This window comes from Kitasatospora sp. NPDC101447 (genome assembly GCF_044767225.1).
Taxonomy (GTDB): domain Bacteria; phylum Actinomycetota; class Actinomycetes; order Streptomycetales; family Streptomycetaceae; genus Kitasatospora.
Genome location: NZ_JBIWNL010000035.1, coordinates 28,753 through 51,851 on the forward strand (window position 1 = coordinate 28,753; position 23,099 = coordinate 51,851).

The window sequence follows — 23,099 nt, forward strand, 5'->3', positions numbered from 1 at the left end:
CCCCGGCCGCGGGGGGGCGCGGGGGGGGGGCCGCCGGGGGGGGCACGGGCGCCGGCCCGCGGGCCCCCCCCCCCCCGGGGGGCCGGGGGGGGGGGCCCCCCCGGGCCCCCCCCGCGGCCCCGCCTCACCCCGCCCGTGCCCGCGGCCGGTGCGGTGCGTCAGGCCACGGCCAGCGGTGCGGGCCGGTCCGCGAAGGCGACCCCGGGGAAGGACCGGGCCAGGTCCCGGACGTCGGCGGCCACCGACCGGGACTGCTCGCCGCGCAGCAGCAGCCGGGCGAGCAGCTCGGCCACCGTGGTCATGTCGTCCTCCGTCATGCCCCAGCGGGTCAACTCCTGGGTGCCGAGCCGCAGTCCGGAGCGGGCGGTGCTGGGCAGCACCACCGTGGTGGTGCGGATGTCGGTCGCGGTGAGCAGCCGGCCCCACTCGTGCGGGGTGTTGCCCTCGGGGTGGTGCACCCAGACCTGGTGGGTGTCGGTGAAGCCGAACGCCTCGCCTGCCACGTCGAAGCCGCGGGCCGCCAGCTGCCGGGCCAGTTCGCGCGCGTTGGCGATCACCTGGCGTGCGTAGTCCCCCCGGTGCGGCAGCAGCTCCTCCAGGGTGATCGCCAGGCTGCCGACGCTCGCCGAGTGGGAGCTCGACGCGGTGAACGGGATCCTGGCGCCCACCTGTTCGGCGATGGCGTCGCTGTTGGTGACCAGCAGGCCCTTCTGCGGGCCGGGCAGGGTCTTGTGGGTGCTGCCGGAGATGCTGTCGAACCCGCCGTCCAGCACGAGGGTCCCGGGCGCGGCGGGCAGCAGGCCCAGCAGGTGCGAGGCGTCCAGGCAGAGCACCGCGCCGGGGGCGGCGGCGCGCAGCGCCCGGGCGTCCGGCATCCGCAGCACGGTGGACGCGTCCAGGTAGATGACGTCGGCGGGGTGTTCGGCCGTCCGCTCGGCCAGCGCGGTGTAGTCGATCTCCAGGGTCTGCCGGTCGAACGGCACGTACTCGACCCGGTAGCCGAAGCCCTGGCAGATCGTCACGGTGGCGTAGTGGCCGCCGTCCTCCGGGGCGATCACCATGACCCGGCCGCCGGGAGGTGTGACCGCGGTGAGCACGGTGTGCATGGTGTGCAGGCCGGACAGGAACTGCACGTAGGCGTGCCGGGCGCCGTAGAACTCCTTGGTGAGGGAGACGCAGTGGTCGTACACCGCGTTCAGGTCGCTGACGTCGCCGTAGACGGCCACGTCGGTCTCGGAGTACGGGTACCGGTTGACCGCGTCGCTGGCCAGCGCCGCGGCGGCTCGTGGCGACAGCCGGTTCTCGATCGGGAACAGGTTCAGGCTGTGCTTGCGTTCCAGGGTGGCCAGGACGTCCATCATGCTCCTCGGGCGGTGCGGTGGGCGGGTGCGGTGCACCGGGGGGACGGTGCACGCGGCGGTGCGGTTGACGCGGTGCAGGCGGCGGTGCAGGCGGCGGTGCATGCGGTACGGGGAGGCGGGCGCGTCCGGGCTCAGAGCCAGGGGTAGCGGGCGGTGTCCCCGCCGGCGTAGTCGGGGTCCAGGTAGATGAAGGCGCGGTGGATCAGGTGGTCGCGGACCTCGAAGACGCCGCAGAACCGGCCGGCGCCCCACTCGGGCTGCCCGACCCGCCAGGGGCCGTCCCGGTGCTCGCCGTGCGTGGTGCCCTCCACCGCGAGGAGGTCCGTTCCGGAGAGGACCCAGGTGAAGGCCCAGGTGTGGTGGCGGACCGACGTGATGGAGCCGCCGAGGTCGCCGAACATCTTCGCGATCTCCGGCTTGCCGTGCGCCAGGCCCCACTTGGGGAAGAAGAAGTCGGCGTCCTCGGCGAAGAAGTCGAGCACCGGGGTGCCGTCGTGGCCGGTGCCGCCGTTGTCGAAGGCCTTGAGGTAGGCGATGACGAGCGCCTTGCGCTGCTCGTCCGTCATGTCCGTGGCTGCCGTGGGCATGGAGGGTCCTCCGTGAGTCCGGGCCCGCGGGGCTGGTGCCCGTCGAGGGGGGTGGACGCCCGCCGGGGGGACGGGCCCGGCCCGTGACGGCCGTCGAGCGGGCCGCCGCCGGCCTGGTCCCACCGTGGCAGCGCCTGCTTGGACCATCCTTGGCGTCCGGCCGTCCAGCGCTTTTCAAGTGCCGTTCCACCGGGCCCGGCGCGGCTCAGTTCCCGGTCATGGCCAGCAGGTTCGGTGCGTAGCGCGCCCCGTGGACCGGTACGGCCGCCGCCTCGGCCACCTCGGCGAGGTCCTGCTCGGTGAGCTCGACCGCGGCGACCGCCAGGTTCTCCGCGAGGTGGGTGCGCCGCCCGGTGCCCGGGATGGCGACCACGTCCCGGCCGCGGTGCTGCACCCAGGCCAGGGCCAGCTGGGCGAGGGTGAGCCCGAGCCGGTCGGCGACCGGCTGCAACCGGTGCAGCAGCGGCCGGTTGCCGGCCAGGCCCTCGGGGCTGAACCGCGGCTGGGAGCGGCGGAAATCCTCGGAGGCCAGGTCGGCGGTGGTGCGGATCGTGCCGGTCAGGAAGCCGCGGCCGAGCGGGGCGTAGGCGACCACGCCGATGCCCAGGTCGCGGCAGACGGGCAGCACTTCGGCTTCCAGGTCGCGGGTCCACAGGCTCCACTCGCTCTGCACCGCCGTCACCGGGAACACCGCGTCGGCCCGCCGGAGGGTCGCCGCCGACGGCTCGGAGAGGCCGAAGTGCCGGACCTTGCCCTCCGCTACCAGGTCGGCCACCGCGTCGGCGGTCTCCTCCACCGGCACGGCCGGGTCGATCCAGTGCTGGTAGTAGAGGTCGATGTGGTCGGCGCCCAGCCGCCGCAGCGAGCGCTCGCACGCGGCGCGGACGTAGGCCCGGTCCCCCCGCAGGCCCCGGAAGGCGCCGTCCGGGGAGCGCACCATGCCGAACTTGGTCGCCAGCACCACCTCGTCGCGGCGGCCCGCGAGCGCTCGGCCGAGCAACTCCTCGCCGGCGCCCAGCCCCTGGACGTCGGCGGTGTCGAGCAGTGTGACGCCGGCATCGAGGGCGGCCCGGATCGTGGCGACGGCCTCCTTCTCGTCGGGCCGCCCGTAGAACGCGGTGGTGGGCAGGCAGCCCAGCCCCAGCGCGGACACCCGTAGACCGCGCAGGTCGCGCGCCGGCAGACCGGCCGGCGACGGGCCCGCGGGCGGCGGGAGGGCTGAACCGGGCGGCGGGACGGCGGAACCCGGTGGCAGGACGGAGGAACCCGGTGGCGGGACGGCGGAACCGGGCGCGGGCACGGCTGACGGCATGGCTGACCTCCGGTGAAGGGGAGACACACGGGTACAGGCGGGGGCCCCGGGCGGCAAGGGCGACCCGGGCCATCGGGGCCATCGGGGCCATCGGGGCGATCGAGGCGTGGGCGCGCGAGCCCCGCCGGCGCGCGGCAGGCCCGACCCCAGCACGGTAGCGCCGTCCCCCGGGCGTCACAACAGCCGCCCCGCAGGCCGCTTGACGATTCGCTGACCACCCGCCGCCCGGCCCGGCGGGCAGCGGGTGCCGCAGCGCCAAGGCGATCGTCCATGCGCCTGCAAGCCCCCGGCCGCAGAGTCGAGATGCGGCGTCCAGGCCGGCCGAGTTCCCGGCGGCGCGCCGCCTTCCGGCGCCGGCCCTCCGGCGCCCACCGATACCCCCTTCGTGCCTGAGGAGCTGCCATGTCCCGTGTGTCCAAGAGCCCGAGCACCAACCCGACGACCGCCCACGCGCTGCTGCAGCGGCTGCGCGACCACGGGGTGCAGACGGTCTTCGGCGTGGTCGGCCGCGAGGCCGCCTCGATCCTCTTCGACGAGGTCGAGGGCGTCGACTTCGTGCTGACCCGCCACGAGTTCACGGCCGGGGTGGCGGCCGACGTCCTGGCCCGGATCTCCGGCCGGCCGCAGGCCTGCTGGGCCACCCTGGGGCCGGGCATGACCAACTTGTCCACCGGGGTGGCCACCTCGGTCCTCGACCGCTCCCCGGTGATCGCGCTGGCGGCGCAGTCCGAGTCGCACGACATCTTCCCCAACGACACCCACCAGTGCCTGGACTCGGTCGCGGTGATGCGCCCGATGACCAAGTACGCGGTGGAGCTCCAGCGGCCCGACGACATCACCGACCTGGTCGACTCCGCGGTCGCCGCCGCGATGACCGAGCCGGTCGGCCCGAGCTTCATCTCGCTGCCCGTCGACCTGCTCGGCCGCGACATCGACACCACGGTGGTCCACCCCGCCGCCCGGACCCCCGCCAAGCCGGTCGGCGCGGTGCAGGACGGCTGGCAGGACGCCGCCGAGCAGGCGGCGGAGCTGGTCGCGACGGCGCAGCACCCGGTGCTGGTGGTCGGGGCCGCCGCGATCCGCTCCGGTGCCGTCCCGGCCGTCCGCGCGCTCGCCGAGCGGCTGAACATCCCGGTCATCACCACGTACATCGCCAAGGGAGTGCTGCCGCACGGCCATGCCCTCAACTACGGCGCCGTCACCGGCTACATGGACGGCATCCTGTCGTTCCCGGCGCTGGAGACGCTGTTCGGCCCGGCCGACGTCATCCTCACCCTCGGCTACGACTACGCGGAGGACCTGCGTCCGTCGATGTGGCAGCGCGGCGGCGCCAAGACCACCGTGCGGGTGTCGCCCACCGTCAACCCGATCCCGCGGGTCTACCGGCCGGACGTCGACGTCGTCACCGACGTGCTCGCCTTCGTGCAGCACCTCGACGAGCGGACAGCCGACGTCCCGGCGAAGACCCCGCACGACATCACCCCGCTGCGCGAGCGGATCGCGGAGTTCCTCGCCGACACCGAGCGCTACCAGGACGGCATGCGCGTCCACCAGGTGATCGACTCGATGAACACCGTGATGGCGGAGACCGCCGAGCCGGGCGAGGGCACGATCGTCTCCGACATCGGCTTCTTCCGGCACTACGGTGTGCTGTTCGCCCGCGCGGACCAGCCGTTCGGCTTCCTCACCTCGGCGGGCTGCTCCAGCTTCGGCTACGGCATCCCGGCGGCGATGGGCGCCCAGCTCGCCCGCCCCGGGCAGCCCACCTTCCTGATCGCCGGCGACGGCGGCTTCCACTCCAACAGCGCCGACCTGGAGACCGTCGCCCGGCTCAACCTGCCGATCGTCACCGTCGTCGTCAACAACGACACCAACGGCCTGATCGAGCTGTACCAGAACCTCGGCCACCACCGCTCGCACGACCCGGTGGTCAAGTTCACCGGCGTCGACTTCGTCGACCTCGCCCGCGCCAACGGCGTGGAGGCCGTCAAGGCGACCACCCGGGAGGAGCTGCTCGCCGCGCTGCGCAAGGGCGCCGCGCTCGGCCGGCCGTTCCTGATCGAGGTGCCGGTGAACTACGACTTCACGACCGGCGGCTTCGGCGCGCTGAGCATCTGACGATGGCGTCGACACTGCCCGCCGCCACCGGGTTCCTGGCCGCCGTCCAGTGCGACGGCGGCCGGTCCCCCGGGGCGTTCACCGCCCCCCGGGGAGCGGACCCCGCCGCCCCCGGGACGGTGTTCGCCTCCGCCGGCCCGCGCGCCGTCCTCCGGGCCCGGCCCGGCGGACCGGGCCTGGACGCCGTCCTGCTGCACTCCGGCGCACCCGACGCCGCCCACGCCCACCGACAGGGCCGCACGGTGCTGCTCGCCGGGGAGCTCTACAACCGGGACGAGCTGCTCACCCTGCTCGGCGCGCAGGCCGGGCCGGTCACCGACGCGGACCTGCTGCTCGCCCTCGTCGACACCTACGACCTGCACGCGTTCCGGCTGCTCAACGGGCGGTTCGCGGCCGTGGTCGCGGACGGCGGCCGGGTGCTGCTGGCCACCGACCACGCCGGCTCCGTGCCGCTGTACGTGAGCGCCGTCCCCGGGACCGTCCTCGCGGCGACCGAGGCGAAGGCCCTGCGGACCGCGCCGGTCGGCCGGCGGATCACGGCCGCGCGCCGGGTCCGCCGGCTGCCCGGCACCCACCAGGTGCCCGCCGGGACCGTCCTGGAGATCGGGGTGGCCACCGCGGACTGCACCGACCACCGCACCTGGGCGCCCACGCCGGCCCGCCGGATCATGGCCGAACAGGAGGCCACCGAGGCCGTTCGGCTCGCCCTGGACCGCGCCGTCCGCGCCCGCACCGGCCCGGACACCCCGCTGGTGGTGCTCTCCGGCGGCATCGACTCCTCCAGCGTCGCCGCACTGACCGCCCGCCACCGGACCGGGCCCGTCGACACCGTGTCGATGGGCACCGACCTCGCCGACGAGTTCCCGCAGGCCAGGGTGGTCGCCGAACACCTCGGCTCCGCCCACCGGGAGCTGACCGTCCACACCGACGACCTGCTGCGCCGGCTCCCGCACGCGGTCTGGGCCGCCGAGTCGCTCGACCCGGACATCATCGAGTACCTGTTGCCGCTGACCGCCCTGTACCTGCGCCTGGAGGGCCCCGGGCGGCGCATCCTCACCGGCTACGGCGCCGACATCCCGCTCGGCGGCATGCACCGGGAGAACCGGCTCCCGGCCCTGGACACCGCCCTCGCCCACGACATGGCCACCTTCGACGGCCTGAACGAGATGACGCCGGTGCTGTCCGGGATCGCCGGGCACTGGTCGACCCACCCGTTCTGGGACCGCGAGGTGCTGGACCTGCTGGTGTCGCTGGAGTCCGGGCTCAAGCGGCGCCACGGCCGGGACAAGTGGGTGCTGCGCGAGGCCATGACGGACCTGCTCCCGCACGAGACCGTCACCCGCCCCAAGCTCGGCGTGCACGAGGGCTCGGGCACCACCAGCTCGTTCAGCCGGCTGCTGACCGACGCCGGGGTGCCCGGGGACCGGGTGCACCGGGCCAAGGAGCTCGTCGTCCAGCACCTGTTCGACCGGGTCGTCGTCGACGGCCGGCACCCCGACGAGGTGGCCACCGCCGACGTGGTGCAGCTGGTCGCCGACGCCCTGGAGCACGACGCACTGCCGGCCCACCCGTGACGCCCGCCCGCCGCAGGCCCGGCCGGGCCACCGGACGCACCAGCGGCACCCCCGGCGCCGACCGCATCAGCACGACCGACCGCAGCAGCACGACAGAGAGGAGCGAGAACCGCGTGGAGCGCATCGACATCAAGGTCTCCCCCCGGTACGCGCAGATCCCCACCTTCATGCGCCTGCCGCACGACCCCGACCCGCACGGCCGGGACGTCGTGGTCATCGGCGCACCGTACGACGGCGGCACCAGCTACCGCCCCGGTGCCCGCTTCGGGCCCCGCGCGATCCGCAACGAGTCCGGGCTCATCCACGGCGTCGGCATCGACCGCGGGCCCGGCACCTTCGACCTGATCAGCTGCGTGGACGCGGGGGACATCGACCTCACCCCGTTCAACATGCACATCGCCATGGAGCACGCCCAGCTGCGGCTGACCGAACTGCTGGACGACAACGGCGCCTTCCTGATGCTCGGCGGCGACCACTCGCTGACGCTCGCCGCACTGCGCGCCGTCGCCGCCAAGCACGGGCCGGTCGCCGTCCTGCACCTGGACGCGCACTCGGACACCAACCCGGCGTTCTACGGCGGCGAGTACCACCACGGCACGCCGTTCCGGCACGCCATCGAGGAGAAGCTCGTCGACCCGCAGCGCATGGTCCAGATCGGGATCCGGGGCCACAACCCGCAGCCCGACTCGCTGGACTACGCCCGCGGCCACGGCGTGCGGATCGTCACCTCCGACGACTTCTGCGAACGCGGCCCCGCCGCGACCGCCCGCCTGGTACGCGAACTCGTCGGCGACGCGCCCCTGTACGTCTCCGTCGACGTCGACGTGGTCGACCCGGCCTTCGCCCCCGGCACCGGCACCCCCGCCCCGGGCGGCCCGACCTCCCGCGAGGTGCTGGCGCTGCTGCGCGGGATCGGCGACCTCTCACCCGTCGGCTTCGACGTCATGGAGGTCTCCCCGCTCTACGACCACGGCGGCATCACCTCCGTCCTGGCCACCGAAATCGGCGCGGAACTCCTGTACCAGTACGCCCGCGCCCACACCCGAGAGAGGACCACCCCGTGACCGTCCTGGACTGCTCCGAGCACGCGGCCGCCCTGCGGACGCTCGCCGCCCGGCTGCCGCGGATCCCGCGCGCGGACCTGCCCGCCTTCCTCGACACCGCGCACGCCGCGGCCGCCGACCTCCCCGCCGGCCTGGCCGCGGCACTGGACGACTTCAACAGCCGCGGCAGCACCGACGGCTACCTCCTGCTGCGCGGCCTGCCCGTGGACGCCGACGACGCGCTGCCCGCCACCCCGAGCAGCACCCCCGCGCCCGCGGACCGCCCCCTGCTGCTCATGGAGGCCATGCTCGGCATCGTCGGGCGCCGGCTCGGCCTGCACACCGGCTACCGGGAGCTGCGCTCCGCCACCGTCTACCACGACGTGTACCCGTCGCCCGGCGCCCACCACCTGTCCTCGGAGACCTCCGAGACGCTGCTGGAGTTCCACACCGAGATGGCGTACCACGTGCAGCAGCCCGACTACGTGATGCTCGCCTGCTCCCGGGCCGACCACGAGCGCAAGGCCGCCACCCTGGTCGGCTCGATCCGCAACGCGCTGCCGCTGGTTCCCGCCCGGTTCCGCGCCCACCTGTACGACCGGCCGGTGCCCTGCTGCGTGGACGTGTCCTTCCGCGGCGGCGTGGAGGACCCGGGCGCGATCGCCAACGTCCGCCCGCTGTACGGGGACCCGGCCGACCCGTTCCTCGGCTACGACCGCGAACTGCTCGCGCCCGAGGACCCCCGGGACGTCGAGGCCGTCGCCGCGCTCTCCAAGGCGCTGGACGAGGTCACGGAGGCGGTGCACCTCGTCCCCGGGGACGTCCTGGTCATCGACAACTTCCGGACCACCCACGCCCGGACGCCGTTCACCCCGCGCTGGGACGGCAAGGACCGCTGGCTGCACCGGGTCTACATCCGCACCGACCGCGGCGGCGCCCTGTCGGGCGGCGAACGGGCCGGTGACGTCGTCGACTTCACCCCGCGCCCCTGACCCGCCGCGCCCCCGACCAGCCGTTCGGCCCGGAGGGCCCGCAGGACCGACCGTCGTCGGCCGCCTGCGGGCCCTTCGGCCGTACGCCCGCCCGGCGCGGACGAGTTGGCCGGGCATCGCCGGTCGGCACCGCGCCGACTCGACCTGACAGACCGCACATGATGGGATCGACCGGACACCGCACCGGCGTGTCGGCACGCCGGTGCACCTGGCCTCTCGGGAGACGATGGACCATGACCGAAATCGCAGCGGACGAGCCACGGGGGTTCGCGGTGCACACCGCGCCGGTCGGACTGGGTGACGACGGGCGGGACGACTTCACCGTCCTGGTCTCGACCCGACCGGCCGTGGTCAGCGCGGTCTTCACCCGTTCCCGCTTCGCCGGCCCCAGCGTCACCCTCAGCCGGGCCGCCGCCGCGGACCGCAGCGCCCGGGGCGTCGTCGTGCTGGCCCGCAACGCGAACGTCGCCACCGGCGCCCAGGGCGAGGCGAACGCCCGCGAGGTCCGCGCCGCCACGGCGCGGGCGCTCGGCCTCGCCGAGGACGAACTGCTGATCGCCTCCACCGGTGTGATCGGCCGTCAGTACCCGATGGCCGGGATCCTCGACCACATCGGGACGATGACCGGCCCGCTGCCCGAGGGTGGCTTCGACCGCGCCGCGCGGTCCATCATGACCACCGACACCCGGCCCAAGACCGCCCGCGCCCGGGTCGGCGACGCCGTGGTGATCGGCATCGCCAAGGGCGTCGGGATGATCGAGCCCGACATGGCCACCCTGCTGACCTTCTTCGCCACCGACGCGCTGCTCGACCCCGAGGAGCAGGACCGGATCTTCCGCCGGGTGATGGACCGGACGTTCAACGCGGTCAGCATCGACACCGACACCTCCACCAGCGACACCGCCGCGCTGTTCGCCAACGGCCTGGCCGGCGCCGTCGACCCGGCCGCCTTCGAACAGGCGCTGTACGACGTGGCGCTCGCCCTGGTCAAGGACATCGCGAGCGACGGCGAGGGCGCCGGCAAGCTCATCGAGGTCCAGGTCTCGGGCGCGCGGGACACCGCACAGGCCAAGCGGATCGGCAAGGCCGTGGTCAACTCGCCGCTGGTGAAGACCGCCGTGCACGGCGGCGACCCGAACTGGGGCCGGGTCGCGATGGCGATCGGCAAGTGCTCCGACGACACGGACGTCGACCAGGAGAAGGTCACCATCCGCTTCGGCGACGTCGAGGTCTACCCGCCGAGCGGGCGCGGCGCCGAGGGGGAGGGCGAGCTGCGCGCCGCCGTCGCCAAGCAGATGCAGGGCCCCGAGGTGGTCATCGGGATCGACCTCGGCATCGCCGCCGGTGCCTTCACCGTCTACGGCTGCGACCTGACCGAGGGCTACGTGCGGCTCAACGCCGACTACTCGACCTGATCCGCCCCGGCCGGCCCGCGGCGCGACGTCACCTGCGGTGACGTGAGTGACGTGACCGGGCCGCCGGCGGTCCGTCATCCACGGCAGCGCCCCCGGGAGGTCCGCCTCCCGGGGGCGCCGCGGTGCACGGGGCCGGCGGCCCTCAGACGGCCGCGGGCTGCGTCGCCAGCAGGGCGGTGATCGCCTCGCCGATGAACGCCCGGTCGGCGGCCGTCGCCCCCGCACCGGCCAGGTGGCCCCACACGCCCGGGATCACCCGCAGGGCGGCCCGGGGCATCAGGGCGGCCGCCCTCGCCTCGTCCTCCACCGCGAAGCACAGATCACGGGCGCCCGGCAGGAGCACCGCCTCGGCGGTGACCGAGCCCAGTGCGGCCTCCGTCCGGCCGTCGAAGCCCGGCGTCGCCCCGACGTCGGCCCGGGCCCACGTGTCGATCATGGTCAGCAGGTCCTCGGTGGACGGCCCGGCGACGAAGAACTCCTCCCAGAAGCCGGTGAGGTACTCCTCCCGGGAGGCGAAGCCCAGCTCGCGGTAGCCGCCCTGGGCCCAGAACGGGTGCGAGGCCGCCCACCCGGCGAAGACCCGGCCCGCCGCCCGCCGGCCCCGGTCGGCGCCTCCGTCGGCGCCCCCGTCCGCGCTCCCGTCGGCGCTCCCGTCCGCGCTCCCGTCGGCGCGCAGCGCGGCGGCCAGCGCCGCCAGGAAGACCCGGTTGTGCTCGCTGGTCGCCGCGGACCCGCAGAACGGGGCGATCCGGCGGACCATCCGCGGGTACGACACCGCCCACTGGTAGGCGTGCGCCGCGCCCATCGACCAGCCGGTCACCAGCGCCAGTTCGGTCACCCCCAGCTCCTCGGTGAGCAGCCGGTACTGGGCGTCGACGTTGTCCCGCGGGCTGATCCGGGGGAAGGCCGCCCCCAGCGGGTGGTTGCTCGGCGAGCTGGAGACGCCGTTGCCGAACAGGCCGACGGTGACGACGCAGTACCGCCGGGTGTCCAGCGGCCTGCCCTCCCCGATCAGCCAGTCGTACGCGGTGTGGTCGCCGCCGAAGTAGGACGGGCACAGGACGGCGTTGCGGCCGTCGGCGTCGAGCGTCCCGTGGACGGCGTAGGCGATCCCGGCCGAGGGCAGGGTCCCCCCGTCGGCCAGCGGGAGGCTGTCCAGTGTGAAGACGCGGTGGTCCACCGGCTTCTCCTCCGTGATGAGCGGCCCGCGGGGGCCGGACGGTCGGTCGGTGTCGTGCATGACGTGCCAGGACGTGACGTGCCCGGACGTACCCGGACGTGCCGGGACGTGCCGTGCCGGGACGGGACCGTGCCGCGGCGGGGTGCCGGGCCGCCCCGCCGGTCTCACAGCCAGTTGGGCGCGATCTCCGTCGCCCAGAGCTCCAGGCTGCGCATCTGCACGTCGTGCGGGATCAGGCCGGAGTACTGGCACTGCAGCAGGTACTCGGGGTCGTGCTGGGTCACCAGCTTCTCGATCTTGCGGTTGATGTCGTCGGGGGTGCCGACCCATTCGAGGCCGCGCTCGACCAGGGTCCGGTAGTCCGCGCCGATCGGGCCGGTCTCGCCGACCCGGCGCAGGCTCTCGGTGAAGCCCATCGGGCCGAACCAGTTCTCGAAGACGAAGCCGCCGCCGCGGGCCGCCCAGTGGTGGGCCTCGTCGGCGTCCCTGGCCACCAGCACGTCCTTCATCACCCCGATCCGCTCGCCGCGCCGCAGCTCGCCGTGCCCGGCGGCCGCGGCCTCCTCCCGGTAGAGGTCCATCAGCCGGCTCACGATCCGGTCGTCGGTGTTCATCAGGATCGGCACCACGCCCTCGCGGGCACAGAACCGGAAGGTGTCCTCGCTGAAGCTGAACGGCTGGAACACCGGCGGGTGCGGGTGCTGGTAGGGCTTCGGGGCGATGCCGACCTCCTGCACCACGCCGTTCTCGTCGAGGCCGCGGCCGAAGCTGCGGACGGCGTCGTAGGGGAACTCCAGGCCCTTGGGCGGGATCGTCCACTGGGCGCCGCTGTGCGAGAAGGTCTCGGTGGTCCACGCCTTCTTGAGGATCTCCCAGTGCTCCTCGAACAGCGCCCGGTTGCGCCGGTCGTTGGCGCCGGCGTCGGAGAGCGTCCCGCCGACCCCGAACGGCTGGCCCATGATCTCGGCCCACCGCTTCTGGAAGCCGCGCGCGATCCCGACGAAGGTCCGGCCCCGGGTCATGTGGTCGAGCATCGCCAGGTCCTCGGCGAGCCGCAGGGGGTTGTGGAAGGGCAGCACGTTGGCCATCTGGCCGACCCTGATCTCCTTGGTCTGCATGGCCAGGTACAGGCCCAGCATGATCGGGTTGTTGGACACCTCGAAGCCCTCGACGTGGAAGTGGTGCTCGGTGAACGAGAGCCCCCAGTAGCCGAGTTCGTCGGCCGCCCGGGCCTGCTCGGTGAGCTGCCAGAGCATGTTCCGGTAGTTCTGCCGGTTCACCCCGGACATGCCCTTGAGCACCTGGTCGTGGCTGCCGACCGTCGGCAGGTAGAAGAGGATGGACTTCACGGGTCGTCCTTTCGTGCCGTGCGGCGACGCCACGGCTGGAAGCGGAGGAGGGTGCGGTCGACGGTGGCACCCGGCTCTTGCGAATCGTTTGACGCGCCGCCTCCGCCGGTCCGGAATGGCCGGGCGGCGGCGCGGAGCGGGACGTCCAGCGGACGCCAAGGGGTCGCTGACAGCGTGGTGGCGGGCCTCACCCGATCCTTAGGAGCTCGCCTTGAACCCAGCAACAGCCACCGCCCCCGGTGCGACCGGCACGGGGCTCGCGGCCGCGGACCGCGCGACGCTCATCCACCCCACGCTGCCGGCGCACCGGACCGACCGCACCGTCCTGGTCTCCGGCTCGGGCTGCCGGGTCACCGACGCGGCCGGCCGCGAGTACCTGGACGCCTCCGCCGTCCTCGGCGTGACCCAGGTGGGCCACGGCCGCGCCGAGCTCGCCCGGGCCGCCGCCGAGCAGATGACCCGGCTGGAGTACTTCCACACCTGGGGCACCGTGACCAACGACCGGGCGGTGGAACTCGCCACCCGGCTCGCCGGGTTGGCCCCGGGAGGGCTGCGCCGGACGTACTTCACCAGCGGCGGCGCGGAGGGCAACGAGATCGCGCTGCGGATGGCCCGCCTCCACCACCACCGGCGCGGCGAGCCGCAGCGCACCTGGATCCTGGCCCGCACGATGGGCTACCACGGCATCGGCTACGGCAGCGGCGGCGTGTCCGGATTCCCGGTCTACCACACCGGGTTCGGCCCCAGCATGCCGGACGTGCACTTCCTGACGCCGCCGCACCCCTACCGCCGGGAGCTGTTCTCCGGCGCCGACGTCACCGAGTTCTGCCTGGCCGAACTGCGGGAGTCGATCGAGCGGATCGGGCCGGAGCGGATCGCCGCGATGATCGGCGAGCCGGTGATGGGCGGCATCGGCGCGGTCGTCCCGCCGGCCGACTACTGGCCGCGGGTCGCGGAACTGCTGCGCTCCTACGGCATCCTGCTGATCCTGGACGAGGTGGTCACCGGGTACGGCCGCACCGGGCACTGGTTCGCCGCCGAGCACGTCGGGGTGGTGCCCGACATCCTGGTCACCGCCAAGGGCCTCACCTCGGGGTACCTCCCGCACGGGGCGGTGCTGGTCTCCGACGAGGTCGCCGACACCGTGACCGGCGAGCAGGGCTTTCCGGTGGGCTACACCTACACCGGGCACCCGACCGCATGCGCGGTCGCCCTGGCCAACCTGGACATCATCGAGCGCGAGGGGCTGGCAGCCAACGCGGCCGCCGTCGGCGCACACCTGAAGGACGGGCTGACGCGGTTGCTGGACCTGCCCGTGGTGGCGGAGGTCCGCGGGGTCGGGCTGATGCTGGCCGTCGAGCTGACCTCGGACAAGGAGGCCCGGCGGCCGCTGCCGCAGGGCACCACCGAGGTGGCGGACGCGCTGCGCGAGCAGGCGGGCATCATCCTGCGGACCAACCCGTACGCGCTGGTGATCAACCCGCCGCTGGTGTTCACCCGGCAGGACGCGGACCTGCTCGTCGACGGCCTGCGCTCGGTGCTCTCGCGGGTCGGCCCCGACGGCCACGTGCGCTGACCCGTCGGCGGGCCGGGCCCGGGGCCGCGGCACGGCAGCGCCGCCGTGCCGCCGCCCCGGGCTACCGCGCCGCCCCGGCGAGCAGGGCCGCGAACGGCCACTGCGGCCGCCGCAGCACGTGCTCGCCGCGCAGCTCGATCTCGTCGGCCATGGTCCGCGCCGTCGCGCGGGCCAGGTCCGGCTGTCCGGCGTGCTGCTCCGCCTCGGCGAGCAGCCCCAGGTGCAGCGCCCGCCGGAAGACCGTGCCGGAGCGGGCCGCGGTGTCCAGGGCCCAGCGCATCCGCCGCAGTCCGACGCCGGGTCGGCCGCGGCGCACCTCGGCCCAGCCGAGCAGCACGGACAGCATGTTCTGCCAGTGGCCCAGCTGGCAGCGGACGGTGAGGTCGACCCCGGCGGTGGAGGCCTGCCAGGCCCGTTCCACGTCCCCGTCGAGGACGGCCAGCAGGGCGTCGGCGTAGAGGGCGAAGGTGCGGTCCCACGGCCGGTCGCAGCTGTCCGACTCGGAGAGCTGCAGCAGCTCCTCGCGGTAGCGCTCGGCGGCGGCGGTGTCGCCGAGCAGGACGTGGCTGACGGCCAGGTGGACGCGGTAGTTGATCCTGGGGTCGCTGCGGGACAGGCCCATGAACCGGTCCGGCCGCTCCTCCGCGCCCTGCGCGTCGACCAGCGGGAGCCCGCGTTCCAGTTCGGCGACGGCCTCCTCCAGCCGGTCGGCGGTGAACCACAGCACGCCCTTGCCGTAGCAGGCGGCCGTCCGGGCCTCGGTCCCGCCGCCGTGCTCGGCCGACTCGTCCAGCAGCGCGACGATCCCGGACACCCGGGGCAGGTCGCCGCCGGCCAGGTGCATGATGACCCGGGAGGCCAACAGCGCGGTGGGCCGGCTGTTGTCGAGGGTCTTCTGCAGCACCTCGACCCGGGTGCAGGCGTCGGTGACCGCCGGGGACCCGTAGCCGAGGGTCATCGACAGCAGCCACACGACCCGCTTCTGCAGTTCCAGCTCGGCCGCGACGGACCGGTTCCGGGGCTGGCCGCGCAGTACGTCGATGGCCTGCGACAGCCAGGCGTGCGCCTCGGAGTGCAGCCGCCGGCGCTCGGCGAGGTCGCCCATGCCGACCAGGGGCTGCACCGCCTCGCGCAGGTCGAGTTCCTGCGCCGCCCGGCCGCAGTGGTAGCCGATGGTCTCGGCGCAGTCGGTGCGGGCGCTGCCGACGGCGCGGTCGGCCAGCGCGACCGCCACCCGGTGGTGCAGCCGGGCGCGGTGGACCGGGTCGAGGTCGGCGAGCAGCATGTCCCGCACCAGCCCCTGCGCGAACCGGAAGCCGTGCGGGGCGACCGGGTCGGGGCGCAGCAGCCCGCTGTGCAGCGCGTCGTGGACCAGGCCCGGTGGCTCGCCCAGTCCGGTGAGGACGTCGGTGAGCAGCCGGCGGTCCACGGCCGGGCCGATCACCGCGCAGGTCTGCAGTACCCGGATGACGCCCTCCGGGCACTCGGCCAGGCGGGCGCCCAGCACCAGCCGCAGGTCGAAGGAGAGCGGGGCGGCCGGTTCGGCGGGGCCGGTCACGGCGGTGGCGGTCGGCCGCAGCTTGGTGAGCAGGTAGGGGTTGCCGCCGGTGGCGCGGTGGGCGGCCGACACCAGGTCCCAGGTGGGCGGCTCGCCCCCGGTGCGGTTGATCAGGGCCCTGGTCTCGGCGAGCGAGAGCGCGTCGAGGTGCAGGTACTCGGCGGCGACCTCCTGGAGCAGGTCGGCGACCGCTCCGCCGAGTTCGGGGCGCTGGGCGAGCCGGTGCTCCCGGACGGTCGCGACCACCAGCAGGTCGCTGTCGCCGAGCTCCTTGGTGAGCAGTTGGAGGAGGGCCAGGGTGCCGGTGTCGGCGAGGTGCAGGTCCTCCAGGAAGAGCACCAGCGGGCGGCGGGCGGCGGTCAGCAGGGCCTGGCAGGCGGCGTCCTGGAAGGCGAGGTGCCGGGCGGGGGAGAGCGGCGCCTCGGTGCCCGCGGGGCCCGGCGCGCGGTCCGGGCGCAGCATGCCGAGGGTGTCCAGGACGGGCTCGGGCAGGGTGGCCAGTTCGGCGGCCCTGGTGCGGCGGAGCTTGCGGACGACCCGGGTCCACAGCCAGTACTCGGGGAGTTCGGGGCCGGCGGCGCAGTGCGCCCACACGGCGTCCAGTCCGGCGGCCGGCAGTCCGCCGGCCAGTTCCTGGAGCAGCCGGGTCTTGCCGACGCCCTGTTCGCCGATCACCAGGACGGTGCGGCCGCGGCGTCCGGGTGCGGTGAGTGCCCGCAGGGTGGCCAGTTCCCGGGTGCGGCCGATCAGGCGTCCGGCGGGCGGGGCGGCTGGTGCGACGGCCGGGGAGACTGCCGCCGGGGTGGGGGAGGGGGCCGACGCCGGTGCGGGGCGCGGCGGTTGGGGCACGGCGGCGGGGGCGGGGGTGAGCGCCGGGGCGGGGCCCGGGACCGCCGGGCCCGGGGTGGGCGGGCGCAGCGCGTCGACGTCGGCGACCAGGGTGAGGCGGGGGCGCAGGCCGGCCGGGGAGGCGGGCGGACCGCCCGCGTGCACGAGGTCCTGACGCAGGATCGCGCCGTGCAGCTCCTGGAGTTCCTTGCTGGTGTCGGCGCCCAGTTCCTCGGCGAGGTGGGCCCGGATCCGTTCGAAGGTCAGCAGTGCCTCGGCGGGCTGGCCGCAGTGGTACTGCGCCAGCATGAGCTGGCAGCCCAGCCGTTCCAGCATCGGGTTGCGCCGGACCTCGTCGTCGAGTTCGCGCACCACCTCGTCGTACCGGGCCAGGCCGAGGCTGGCGTCGGCCCAGGTCTGCAGGCCGACCAGGCGCAGCTGTTCGAGCCGGGCGGACTCCAGTTGGGCGAAGTCGTAGGCGGCCAGTTCCCCGTACGGGGTGCCGTGCCAGAGGCCGAGCGCCTCGTCGACGGTGCCGCGGGCCGCGGCCAGGTCCCCATGGGCGAACTGCGCGCGCCCGGCCTCGACGGCGGACTGGAACCGGCTGGCGTCGATGCAGTCCCGGTCGACCTCCAGGACGTAGCCGGGGGCCTGGTACCGCAGGGCCAGCAGCCTGTCCTTGGAGGGGACGGGCGAGTGGCCGTCGATCGCCTTGCGAAGCCGGGAGACGTACGACTGGAGGGTGCCGACGACGGCCTGCGGCGGTGAGGAGCCCCAGATGGCGCTGACGATCCCGGAGACCGACACCACCCGGCCCGCGTTGATCAACAGTAGGGCCAGCAGGGCCCGTTGACGCGGCGGGCCCAGGTCGAGTGCCCGTCGGCCGGCCAGCACGGACATCTGTCCCAGCACCCTGATCGGTGCGGGGCTCCGTAACACGAGATCGGAAGCGGCGTTGTCGACTCGGCTCATCTCATCACATCCCGTCAGGCAAGACAGCTGGTGCACCCGCCGTGACCGCCGGGGTGAGCCGGGGCACGGCGTGATTCGGGTCATGTCCGAACATGGCCGGGGATGTTGCGGCGCCGGCCGTCCGGGGGCATCGACGGCGGGGCCTCGGGGGAGTCGCCGGTTCCGTGGGGTCGCCGTTCCCTGCCGTCACCGACGGTTGCCGGTTCGGCGGTGCTGGGGGGAGCTGGGGAGGGCGCGGGAACCGTCGACGGGTGTGTCTCGGGCGCAATCAGGCCGGGCGTCTGGACGGGGCGCTGCGCGGACGGCGTGGAGTGGTGATGGCGGAGCCTCCCTTGGTGTGACCAGCCGCGATCCGTCTGCGTCCGAGGCAACGGCACAGCGCTTTGCTGGTCATGTCACTGTCATGTGAATCATGAATGCTGGCAGGCTACCCCGGATCGGGCGACGGTGAAACCCGCCGTCGGACCGGGAGGTTCCCCTCCGGACGACTACGGAAGGTGACGGCGGGTGGGCGTGCGTCGGCTCCCCCCGCGCGGTCGTCCACGGGAGGAGCCGACAGGCCGTCGGAAGCGCGGCCCCGCAACCGGTCGGGGCGGCGGCCGGAGCCGGATCAGGAGTGCGTGACGCTTGCCCTCTCGCCGGGGACGGCCTCGGCCCGGCGCTCCCCGCGCAGCCGGGCCAGCAGCAGGTGGCAGCCCGCGCAGACCACGGCCAGGCACAGGCAGGCGCCCCACACCGCCGTGGTGCCGGACGCCTCGATCACCCGCGCGCTGAGCACCGGGGCCAGGGCCACCGACACGCTCCAGACCGACAGGAACCAGCCCTGGTAGCCGCCCTGCCGGTCGGGGGGCGACAGTGCGGCCACCAGCGCCATGCACGTCGGCCAGACGACGATCTCGCCGAGACTCCACAGCACGACGGTCGCCCCGTACCCGACGGTGCCGTGCACGACGGCCGTCAGGCCCATGCCGAGACCGGTCACCAGGGTCGCCACAGCCAGCGCGTGTTCCGGCCGGAGCCGCCCGGCCAGCCGGGTCAGCGGGAGCTGGAGCACCGCGATGACGAGACCGTTCATCATCATCGCCGCGCCGTAGTCGGCGGCCGAGAGACCGTCCGCCGTCATCGTCAACGGCAGTGCCACCAAGGGCTGTTGGAACATCAGGCCGAGCATCAGTACCGAACCCAGCAGGACCGGGAAGCCCGGCGCGCGGTGCGGCGGGCGCTGCGCACCGGCCGCGTCCGTCACCCCCGCGCTCTCCGGCGGCGGGCGGGTCTCCGGCACCCGCAGGTACACCATGACGCCGGCGAGCAGATTGGCCACCGCGTTGACCAGGAACAGCAGCAGGAATCCGTGGGAGGCGGCGAGCCCGGCCGTCACGGCGGCCACCGAGAAGCCCAGGTTGGTGGCCCAGTAGATCAGCGAGTACGCCCGCGGCAGGTCCTCCGGGCCCACCAGGTCGGCGACGGCCGCCGCGCGGGCCGGGCGGGTGGCGTTCAGGCCGACCCCCACCGTGAGGGTGAACAGCAGGACCGGCACCCGGCTGTGGGCCAGGCCCAGCCCCACCATGCCCGCGACGGTGAGGACCTCGCTCGCCAGCAGCACCGTCCGCCGCCCCACCCGGTCCGCCAGGATGCCGCCGAACAGCGAGGCGATCCCGCTGCCCACCCCGAACGTGGTCAGGGTCAGGCCGGTGAAGAAGACCGAGTAGCCGCGCACCGTGGTGAGGTAGATCGCCATGAACGGCACCACGAAGCCGCCCGCCGAGGTGACCAGCGTTCCGCCCCAGAGCCACCAGAACGGCCCCGGCAGCCTCCCCGGTGCCCCGGCCGACCGGAGCGGCACCTCAGCTCCGCCCGTCGTACTCGACCCTGAGGGTCCGTGCCAGGTGGTCGCGGAACTCCACCGCCGCGGCGTCCGACGCGTGGTGCGACAGCACGATCGCCGGGTACCCGGACCAGTCCGGGTACGGCCGCAGCAGCGCGCCGGGGCCGACCGTCCGCACCACGTGGTCCACGCACGGCTCCTCGCGCACCTCGTCCAGCCCGTGCACCCGGGCGATCCGGCCGCCGCCGCCCACCGGCACCAGGTATGCCGCCGCGTGCCCGGTGCCCACCGGCTCGGTGCTCCAGCACTCGGGCTCCCGGCCGAGGTGGATGCGGACCGCCTCCGCGGCGAGGTCGATCCCGCTGCTGACGTGCACCAGGTGGTGCATGAACCCGCCGCCGCCGATCCGCGCCCCCATCTCCAGCAGTACCGGCCGGGTGCCCGAGACCAGACGCAGCTCGGTGTGGGTGGTGCCCTCGGTGACGCCGAAGGCGTGGTGCGCACCGACCACCTCCCGCTCGACGGCCGCCAGGACGTCCGCCGGGAGCCGGGCGGGCGCCCGAAGCGTGGTCTCCTCGAAGTACGGGCCGTTCAGCTCCCCCTTGTAGCTGACGGCACAGACCCGGACCCGGCCGTTGTGCACCAGCGACTCGGCGGAGATCTCGGGGCCGTCCAGGTACTCCTCGACCAGCACCCCGGTGCCGTCGGCCGCCGCGTCGTCGTACCCCAGGTGGGTGTCGCACAGCGCCCAGGTGGTGCGCACCGCCCGCTCCAGCTCCCCGGCGGAGTCGACCCGGATCACGCCCAGGCTGGAGTAGCCGTCGGCCGGCTTGACCACGACCGGGAAGCGCAGGCCCGCCGCGTCCGCCCAGTCGTCCGGGTGGCCGACGGCGACGAACCCGGGCACGGCCAGACCGGCGGCGGCGAGCAGCCGGCGCATGCTGCGCTTGTCCCGGACGACCGCCGCGGCCTCCTCGGTCAGGCCGGTCAGCCCGAGCACCCGCGCGGCCCGGGCGACGAAGGGGACGACCTTCTCGTTGCCCGCCATGATCCCGTCGAACGGCTGGCGGGCGAACCGCTCCGCCAGCGCGGCCACCGCCGCGTCGGGATCCCCGTCGACGTCCAGCGGCAGGAGTTCGACCACCCCGGGGGCCTTGCGGGCCCGCTCGGGGTCGTCGTCGCCCCGGGGCGCCAGGATCAGATCGACACCGGCGCGCTCCGCGCCTTCGAACACCCAGGGAAGAGCGGAGAACTGGCCGACCAGGACGAGTTTCGGACGCTGCCGCATAGGGATCTCCGTACGAGAGTGTGGGATGTGTCGGTGCCCGGTGACCGGGCTCCCGCCACGGCCGCTCGACGGCCCGGGTCGCGGGCCGCGTCCGGGCGGCCGCGCGGAACCCGACCAGCCTTTCCTGGCGCTCTTGGCGGATCCTTGCAAACGGTTTGACGCCCGCCACCAGGATCCGGGCCACGGCACGCTGTGGGGCGTCGGGCCCGGGCATGGGCTCCTGCGCGTCCTCGGTCGTGAGTCCGTGTCGTGCTCCGTTCCTGGTGCGCGGTCCGCGCGTCGTGCTTCTGTCCCAAAATGCCCCAGGGGGTATTTTTCGGGTGGTCGCCCCGGGGCGCCCGTAGGCCGGTGCCCGTCGATCCGCGGGATTTCGGCATGCCCGGACTATTGTCAGGAAACTTTACTTTTCACTAGGCTCTCGGCGGCGGCTCGGCGCGGCGCCCCCTCGACCGGGGCGTGACGCGCTCAGCGAGAGCTCTGACCCGGCCGCCGCAGTGGTGAGGGAACCACCGCTCGACCGGCGGGGATCGCGTGCGGGCCCCGCCGGAGTCCAGCTCTCGCCGTCGTTCGAGGTCAGGGAGTTCAGGGATGCGTCCCCAAGTCTCGGTAAGGCCTGTTCACATCGGAGTGTTCGCCGCGGTGCTCGTGCTGGTCGGCGGAGTGTTGCTCGGCTTGTCCGGGCGGGCGGGAGCGGCGGCCGATCCGCTGCTCTCGCAGGGCAAGGCCGCCACGGCCTCGTCCACGGAGAGCTCGTCCTACACGGCGGGCAAGGCGTTCGACGGGAACACCGGTACCCGGTGGGCGAGCGCGGAGGGGAAGGACCCGCAGTGGCTGCGGGTCGACCTCGGGGTGAACGCCACCGTCTCGCGGATCAAGCTCTCCTGGGAGGCCGCGTACGCGAAGGCGTACCGGCTGGAGGTGTCGGCGGACGGGGCGACCTGGATCACCGTCGCCGAGGAGAAGGCCGGCAACGGCGGCACGGACGACTGGACCGGGCTGACCGGCAAGGGCCGGTACGTCCGGATGTACGGCACGGCCCGCGGCACGTCCTACGGGTACTCGCTGTTCGAGATGGAGGTCTACGGGGTCACGGACACCACGCCCTCGCCGACCGCCACACCCTCGCCGACCGCCACGCCGTCGCCGACCGCCACGCCGTCGCCGACCGCGACCGCCCCGGGCGGGGCGTTCACCGTCGTCGCGGCCGGTGACATCGCGGCGCAGTGCACCGCCTCGGACAGCGCCTGCGCGCACCCGAAGACCGCCGCCCTCGCCCGGAAGATCGACCCGAAGTTCTATCTGACGATGGGTGACAACCAGTACGACGACGCCCGGCTGTCGGACTTCCGCGCCTACTACGACAAGAGCTGGGGCGCGTTCAAGGCGAAGACCCACCCCGTCCCCGGCAACCACGAGACCTACGACCCGGCCGGCTCGCTCTCCGGGTACAAGGCGTACTTCGGCAGCATCGCCTACCCGCAGGGCACGAGCTGGTACAGCTTCGACGAGGGGAACTGGCACTTCGTCGCCCTCGACTCCAACGCCTTCGACCAGAGCGCCCAGATCGACTGGCTCAAGGCCGACCTCGCGGCCAACACCCGCAAGTGCGTCGCCGCCTACTGGCACCACCCGCTGTACTCCTCCGGCGGGCACGGCAACGACCCGGTCTCCCGGCCGGTGTGGCGGATCCTCTACGACGCCCGGGCGGACCTGGTGCTCAACGGGCACGACCACCACTACGAGCGGTTCGCCCCGCAGGACCCTGACGGGAAGGCCACCGCCGACGGGATCGTCGAGATCGTCGGCGGGATGGGCGGCGCCGAGCCGTACCCGATCGAGCAGGTCCAGCCGAACAGCCAGAAGCGGATCAGCGGCGACTACGGCGTGCTGAAGCTGGACCTCACCGACTCCGGGTACGGCTGGAGCTTCGTCGGGACGGACGGCAAGGCCAAGGACACCAGCCCGACCTACAGCTGCCACTGATGATGTACCTGGCCACCACGGGCCGTCGTCCGGACGCGGGGGGGGGCGCCCCCCCCGGGGGGGGGGGGGGGGGGGGGGGCGGGGGGGGGGGGGGGGCGGGGGGGGGGGGGGGGGGGGGGGGGGGGGGGGGGGGGGACG

At 74.2% G+C, this 23,099-nt stretch carries 15 protein-coding genes; 7 read left to right on the plus strand and 8 right to left on the minus strand.

Annotated features, from left to right (window positions below; genetic code table 11):
* Window positions 1-158 precede the first annotated feature (158 nt).
* The 3 genes from ACIRST_RS33555 to ACIRST_RS33565 all read right to left on the minus strand — a co-directional run bounded on the left by ACIRST_RS33555 (window position 159) and on the right by ACIRST_RS33565 (window position 3,101).
* A complete protein-coding gene (locus ACIRST_RS33555) occupies window positions 159-1,463 on the minus strand; it encodes a serine hydroxymethyltransferase (protein ID WP_402807126.1) in 1,305 nt (434 codons plus the stop codon).
* Window positions 1,464-1,492: 29 nt separating this feature from the next.
* Window positions 1,493-1,948: a nuclear transport factor 2 family protein gene (locus ACIRST_RS33560; RefSeq protein ID WP_402807129.1), complete on the minus strand. Its 456-nt coding sequence runs from the start codon at window positions 1,946-1,948 to the stop codon at window positions 1,493-1,495.
* A gap of 205 nt (window positions 1,949-2,153) precedes the next feature.
* Entirely contained in the window at window positions 2,154-3,101 is a 948-nt protein-coding gene (locus ACIRST_RS33565; RefSeq protein ID WP_402807132.1) for an aldo/keto reductase, read from the minus strand.
* Between the two features lie 561 nt (window positions 3,102-3,662).
* Here ACIRST_RS33565 and ACIRST_RS33570 point away from each other — a divergent pair.
* From ACIRST_RS33570 to argJ, 5 genes are all read left to right on the plus strand, one after another.
* A complete protein-coding gene (locus tag ACIRST_RS33570; RefSeq protein WP_402807135.1) occupies window positions 3,663-5,378 on the plus strand; it encodes a thiamine pyrophosphate-binding protein in 1,716 nt (571 codons plus the stop codon).
* Window positions 5,379-5,380: 2 nt separating this feature from the next.
* Window positions 5,381-6,952, plus strand: a complete 1,572-nt coding sequence (locus tag ACIRST_RS33575; RefSeq protein ID WP_402807138.1) for an asparagine synthase-related protein — start codon at window positions 5,381-5,383, stop codon at window positions 6,950-6,952.
* Window positions 6,953-7,065: 113 nt separating this feature from the next.
* Window positions 7,066-8,016 carry an agmatinase gene (gene speB, locus ACIRST_RS33580; protein ID WP_350525849.1) on the plus strand — a complete coding sequence of 317 codons (951 nt, stop codon included), beginning with the start codon at window positions 7,066-7,068 and terminating at the stop codon, window positions 8,014-8,016.
* Complete coding sequence (cs1, locus tag ACIRST_RS33585) at window positions 8,013-8,987, plus strand: clavaminate synthase Cs1 (protein ID WP_402807141.1); 975 nt, start codon at window positions 8,013-8,015, stop codon at window positions 8,985-8,987. The genes speB and cs1 overlap by 4 nt, the downstream gene beginning before the upstream one ends.
* A gap of 233 nt (window positions 8,988-9,220) precedes the next feature.
* Entirely contained in the window at window positions 9,221-10,402 is a 1,182-nt protein-coding gene (gene argJ, locus ACIRST_RS33590; RefSeq protein WP_030554724.1) for a bifunctional glutamate N-acetyltransferase/amino-acid acetyltransferase ArgJ, read from the plus strand.
* A 142-nt stretch (window positions 10,403-10,544) separates the two neighbouring features.
* On the opposite strand, the gene ACIRST_RS33595 is transcribed toward argJ, so the two are convergent.
* Together ACIRST_RS33595 and ACIRST_RS33600 are read right to left on the minus strand one after the other, a co-directional pair.
* On the minus strand, window positions 10,545-11,582 hold the full coding sequence (locus ACIRST_RS33595) for an alpha/beta fold hydrolase (protein WP_402807144.1): 1,038 nt from the start codon (window positions 11,580-11,582) through the stop codon (window positions 10,545-10,547).
* A 164-nt stretch (window positions 11,583-11,746) separates the two neighbouring features.
* Complete coding sequence (locus tag ACIRST_RS33600; protein ID WP_030554721.1) at window positions 11,747-12,931, minus strand: LLM class flavin-dependent oxidoreductase; 1,185 nt, start codon at window positions 12,929-12,931, stop codon at window positions 11,747-11,749.
* Between the two features lie 211 nt (window positions 12,932-13,142).
* On the opposite strand from ACIRST_RS33600, the gene ACIRST_RS33605 reads away from it, so the two are divergent.
* Window positions 13,143-14,507 carry an aspartate aminotransferase family protein gene (locus ACIRST_RS33605; RefSeq protein ID WP_402807148.1) on the plus strand — a complete coding sequence of 455 codons (1,365 nt, stop codon included), beginning with the start codon at window positions 13,143-13,145 and terminating at the stop codon, window positions 14,505-14,507.
* Window positions 14,508-14,568: 61 nt separating this feature from the next.
* Here the strand turns inward: ACIRST_RS33605 and ACIRST_RS33610 are convergent, their stop codons facing one another.
* The 3 genes from ACIRST_RS33610 to ACIRST_RS33620 form a co-directional block, all read right to left on the minus strand.
* Window positions 14,569-17,793, minus strand: a complete 3,225-nt coding sequence (locus ACIRST_RS33610) for a BTAD domain-containing putative transcriptional regulator (protein ID WP_402807151.1) — start codon at window positions 17,791-17,793, stop codon at window positions 14,569-14,571.
* 682 nt (window positions 17,794-18,475) lie between these two features.
* Window positions 18,476-19,708: an MDR family MFS transporter gene (locus ACIRST_RS33615; RefSeq protein WP_402807154.1), complete on the minus strand. Its 1,233-nt coding sequence runs from the start codon at window positions 19,706-19,708 to the stop codon at window positions 18,476-18,478.
* 1 nt (window position 19,709) lies between these two features.
* A complete protein-coding gene (locus ACIRST_RS33620; protein ID WP_350525856.1) occupies window positions 19,710-20,978 on the minus strand; it encodes an ATP-grasp domain-containing protein in 1,269 nt (422 codons plus the stop codon).
* Window positions 20,979-21,566: 588 nt separating this feature from the next.
* Here ACIRST_RS33620 and ACIRST_RS33625 point away from each other — a divergent pair.
* On the plus strand, window positions 21,567-22,961 hold the full coding sequence (locus ACIRST_RS33625) for a discoidin domain-containing protein (protein ID WP_402807158.1): 1,395 nt from the start codon (window positions 21,567-21,569) through the stop codon (window positions 22,959-22,961).
* Window positions 22,962-23,099: the final 138 nt, after the last annotated feature.

Coding starts and splice junctions, on each gene's coding strand:
- ACIRST_RS33625 (WP_402807158.1), top strand. CDS start 21,567: ATGCGTCCCCAAGTCTCGGTAAGGCCTGTTCACATCGGAGTGTTCGCC.
- ACIRST_RS33570 (WP_402807135.1), top strand. CDS start 3,663: ATGTCCCGTGTGTCCAAGAGCCCGAGCACCAACCCGACGACCGCCCAC.
- ACIRST_RS33575 (WP_402807138.1), top strand. CDS start 5,381: ATGGCGTCGACACTGCCCGCCGCCACCGGGTTCCTGGCCGCCGTCCAG.
- ACIRST_RS33610 (WP_402807151.1), bottom strand. CDS start 17,793: ATGTCCGTGCTGGCCGGCCGACGGGCACTCGACCTGGGCCCGCCGCGT.
- ACIRST_RS33555 (WP_402807126.1), bottom strand. CDS start 1,463: ATGCACCGCCGCCTGCACCGCCGCCTGCACCGCGTCAACCGCACCGCC.
- argJ (WP_030554724.1), top strand. CDS start 9,221: ATGACCGAAATCGCAGCGGACGAGCCACGGGGGTTCGCGGTGCACACC.
- ACIRST_RS33620 (WP_350525856.1), bottom strand. CDS start 20,978: ATGCGGCAGCGTCCGAAACTCGTCCTGGTCGGCCAGTTCTCCGCTCTT.
- ACIRST_RS33560 (WP_402807129.1), bottom strand. CDS start 1,948: ATGCCCACGGCAGCCACGGACATGACGGACGAGCAGCGCAAGGCGCTC.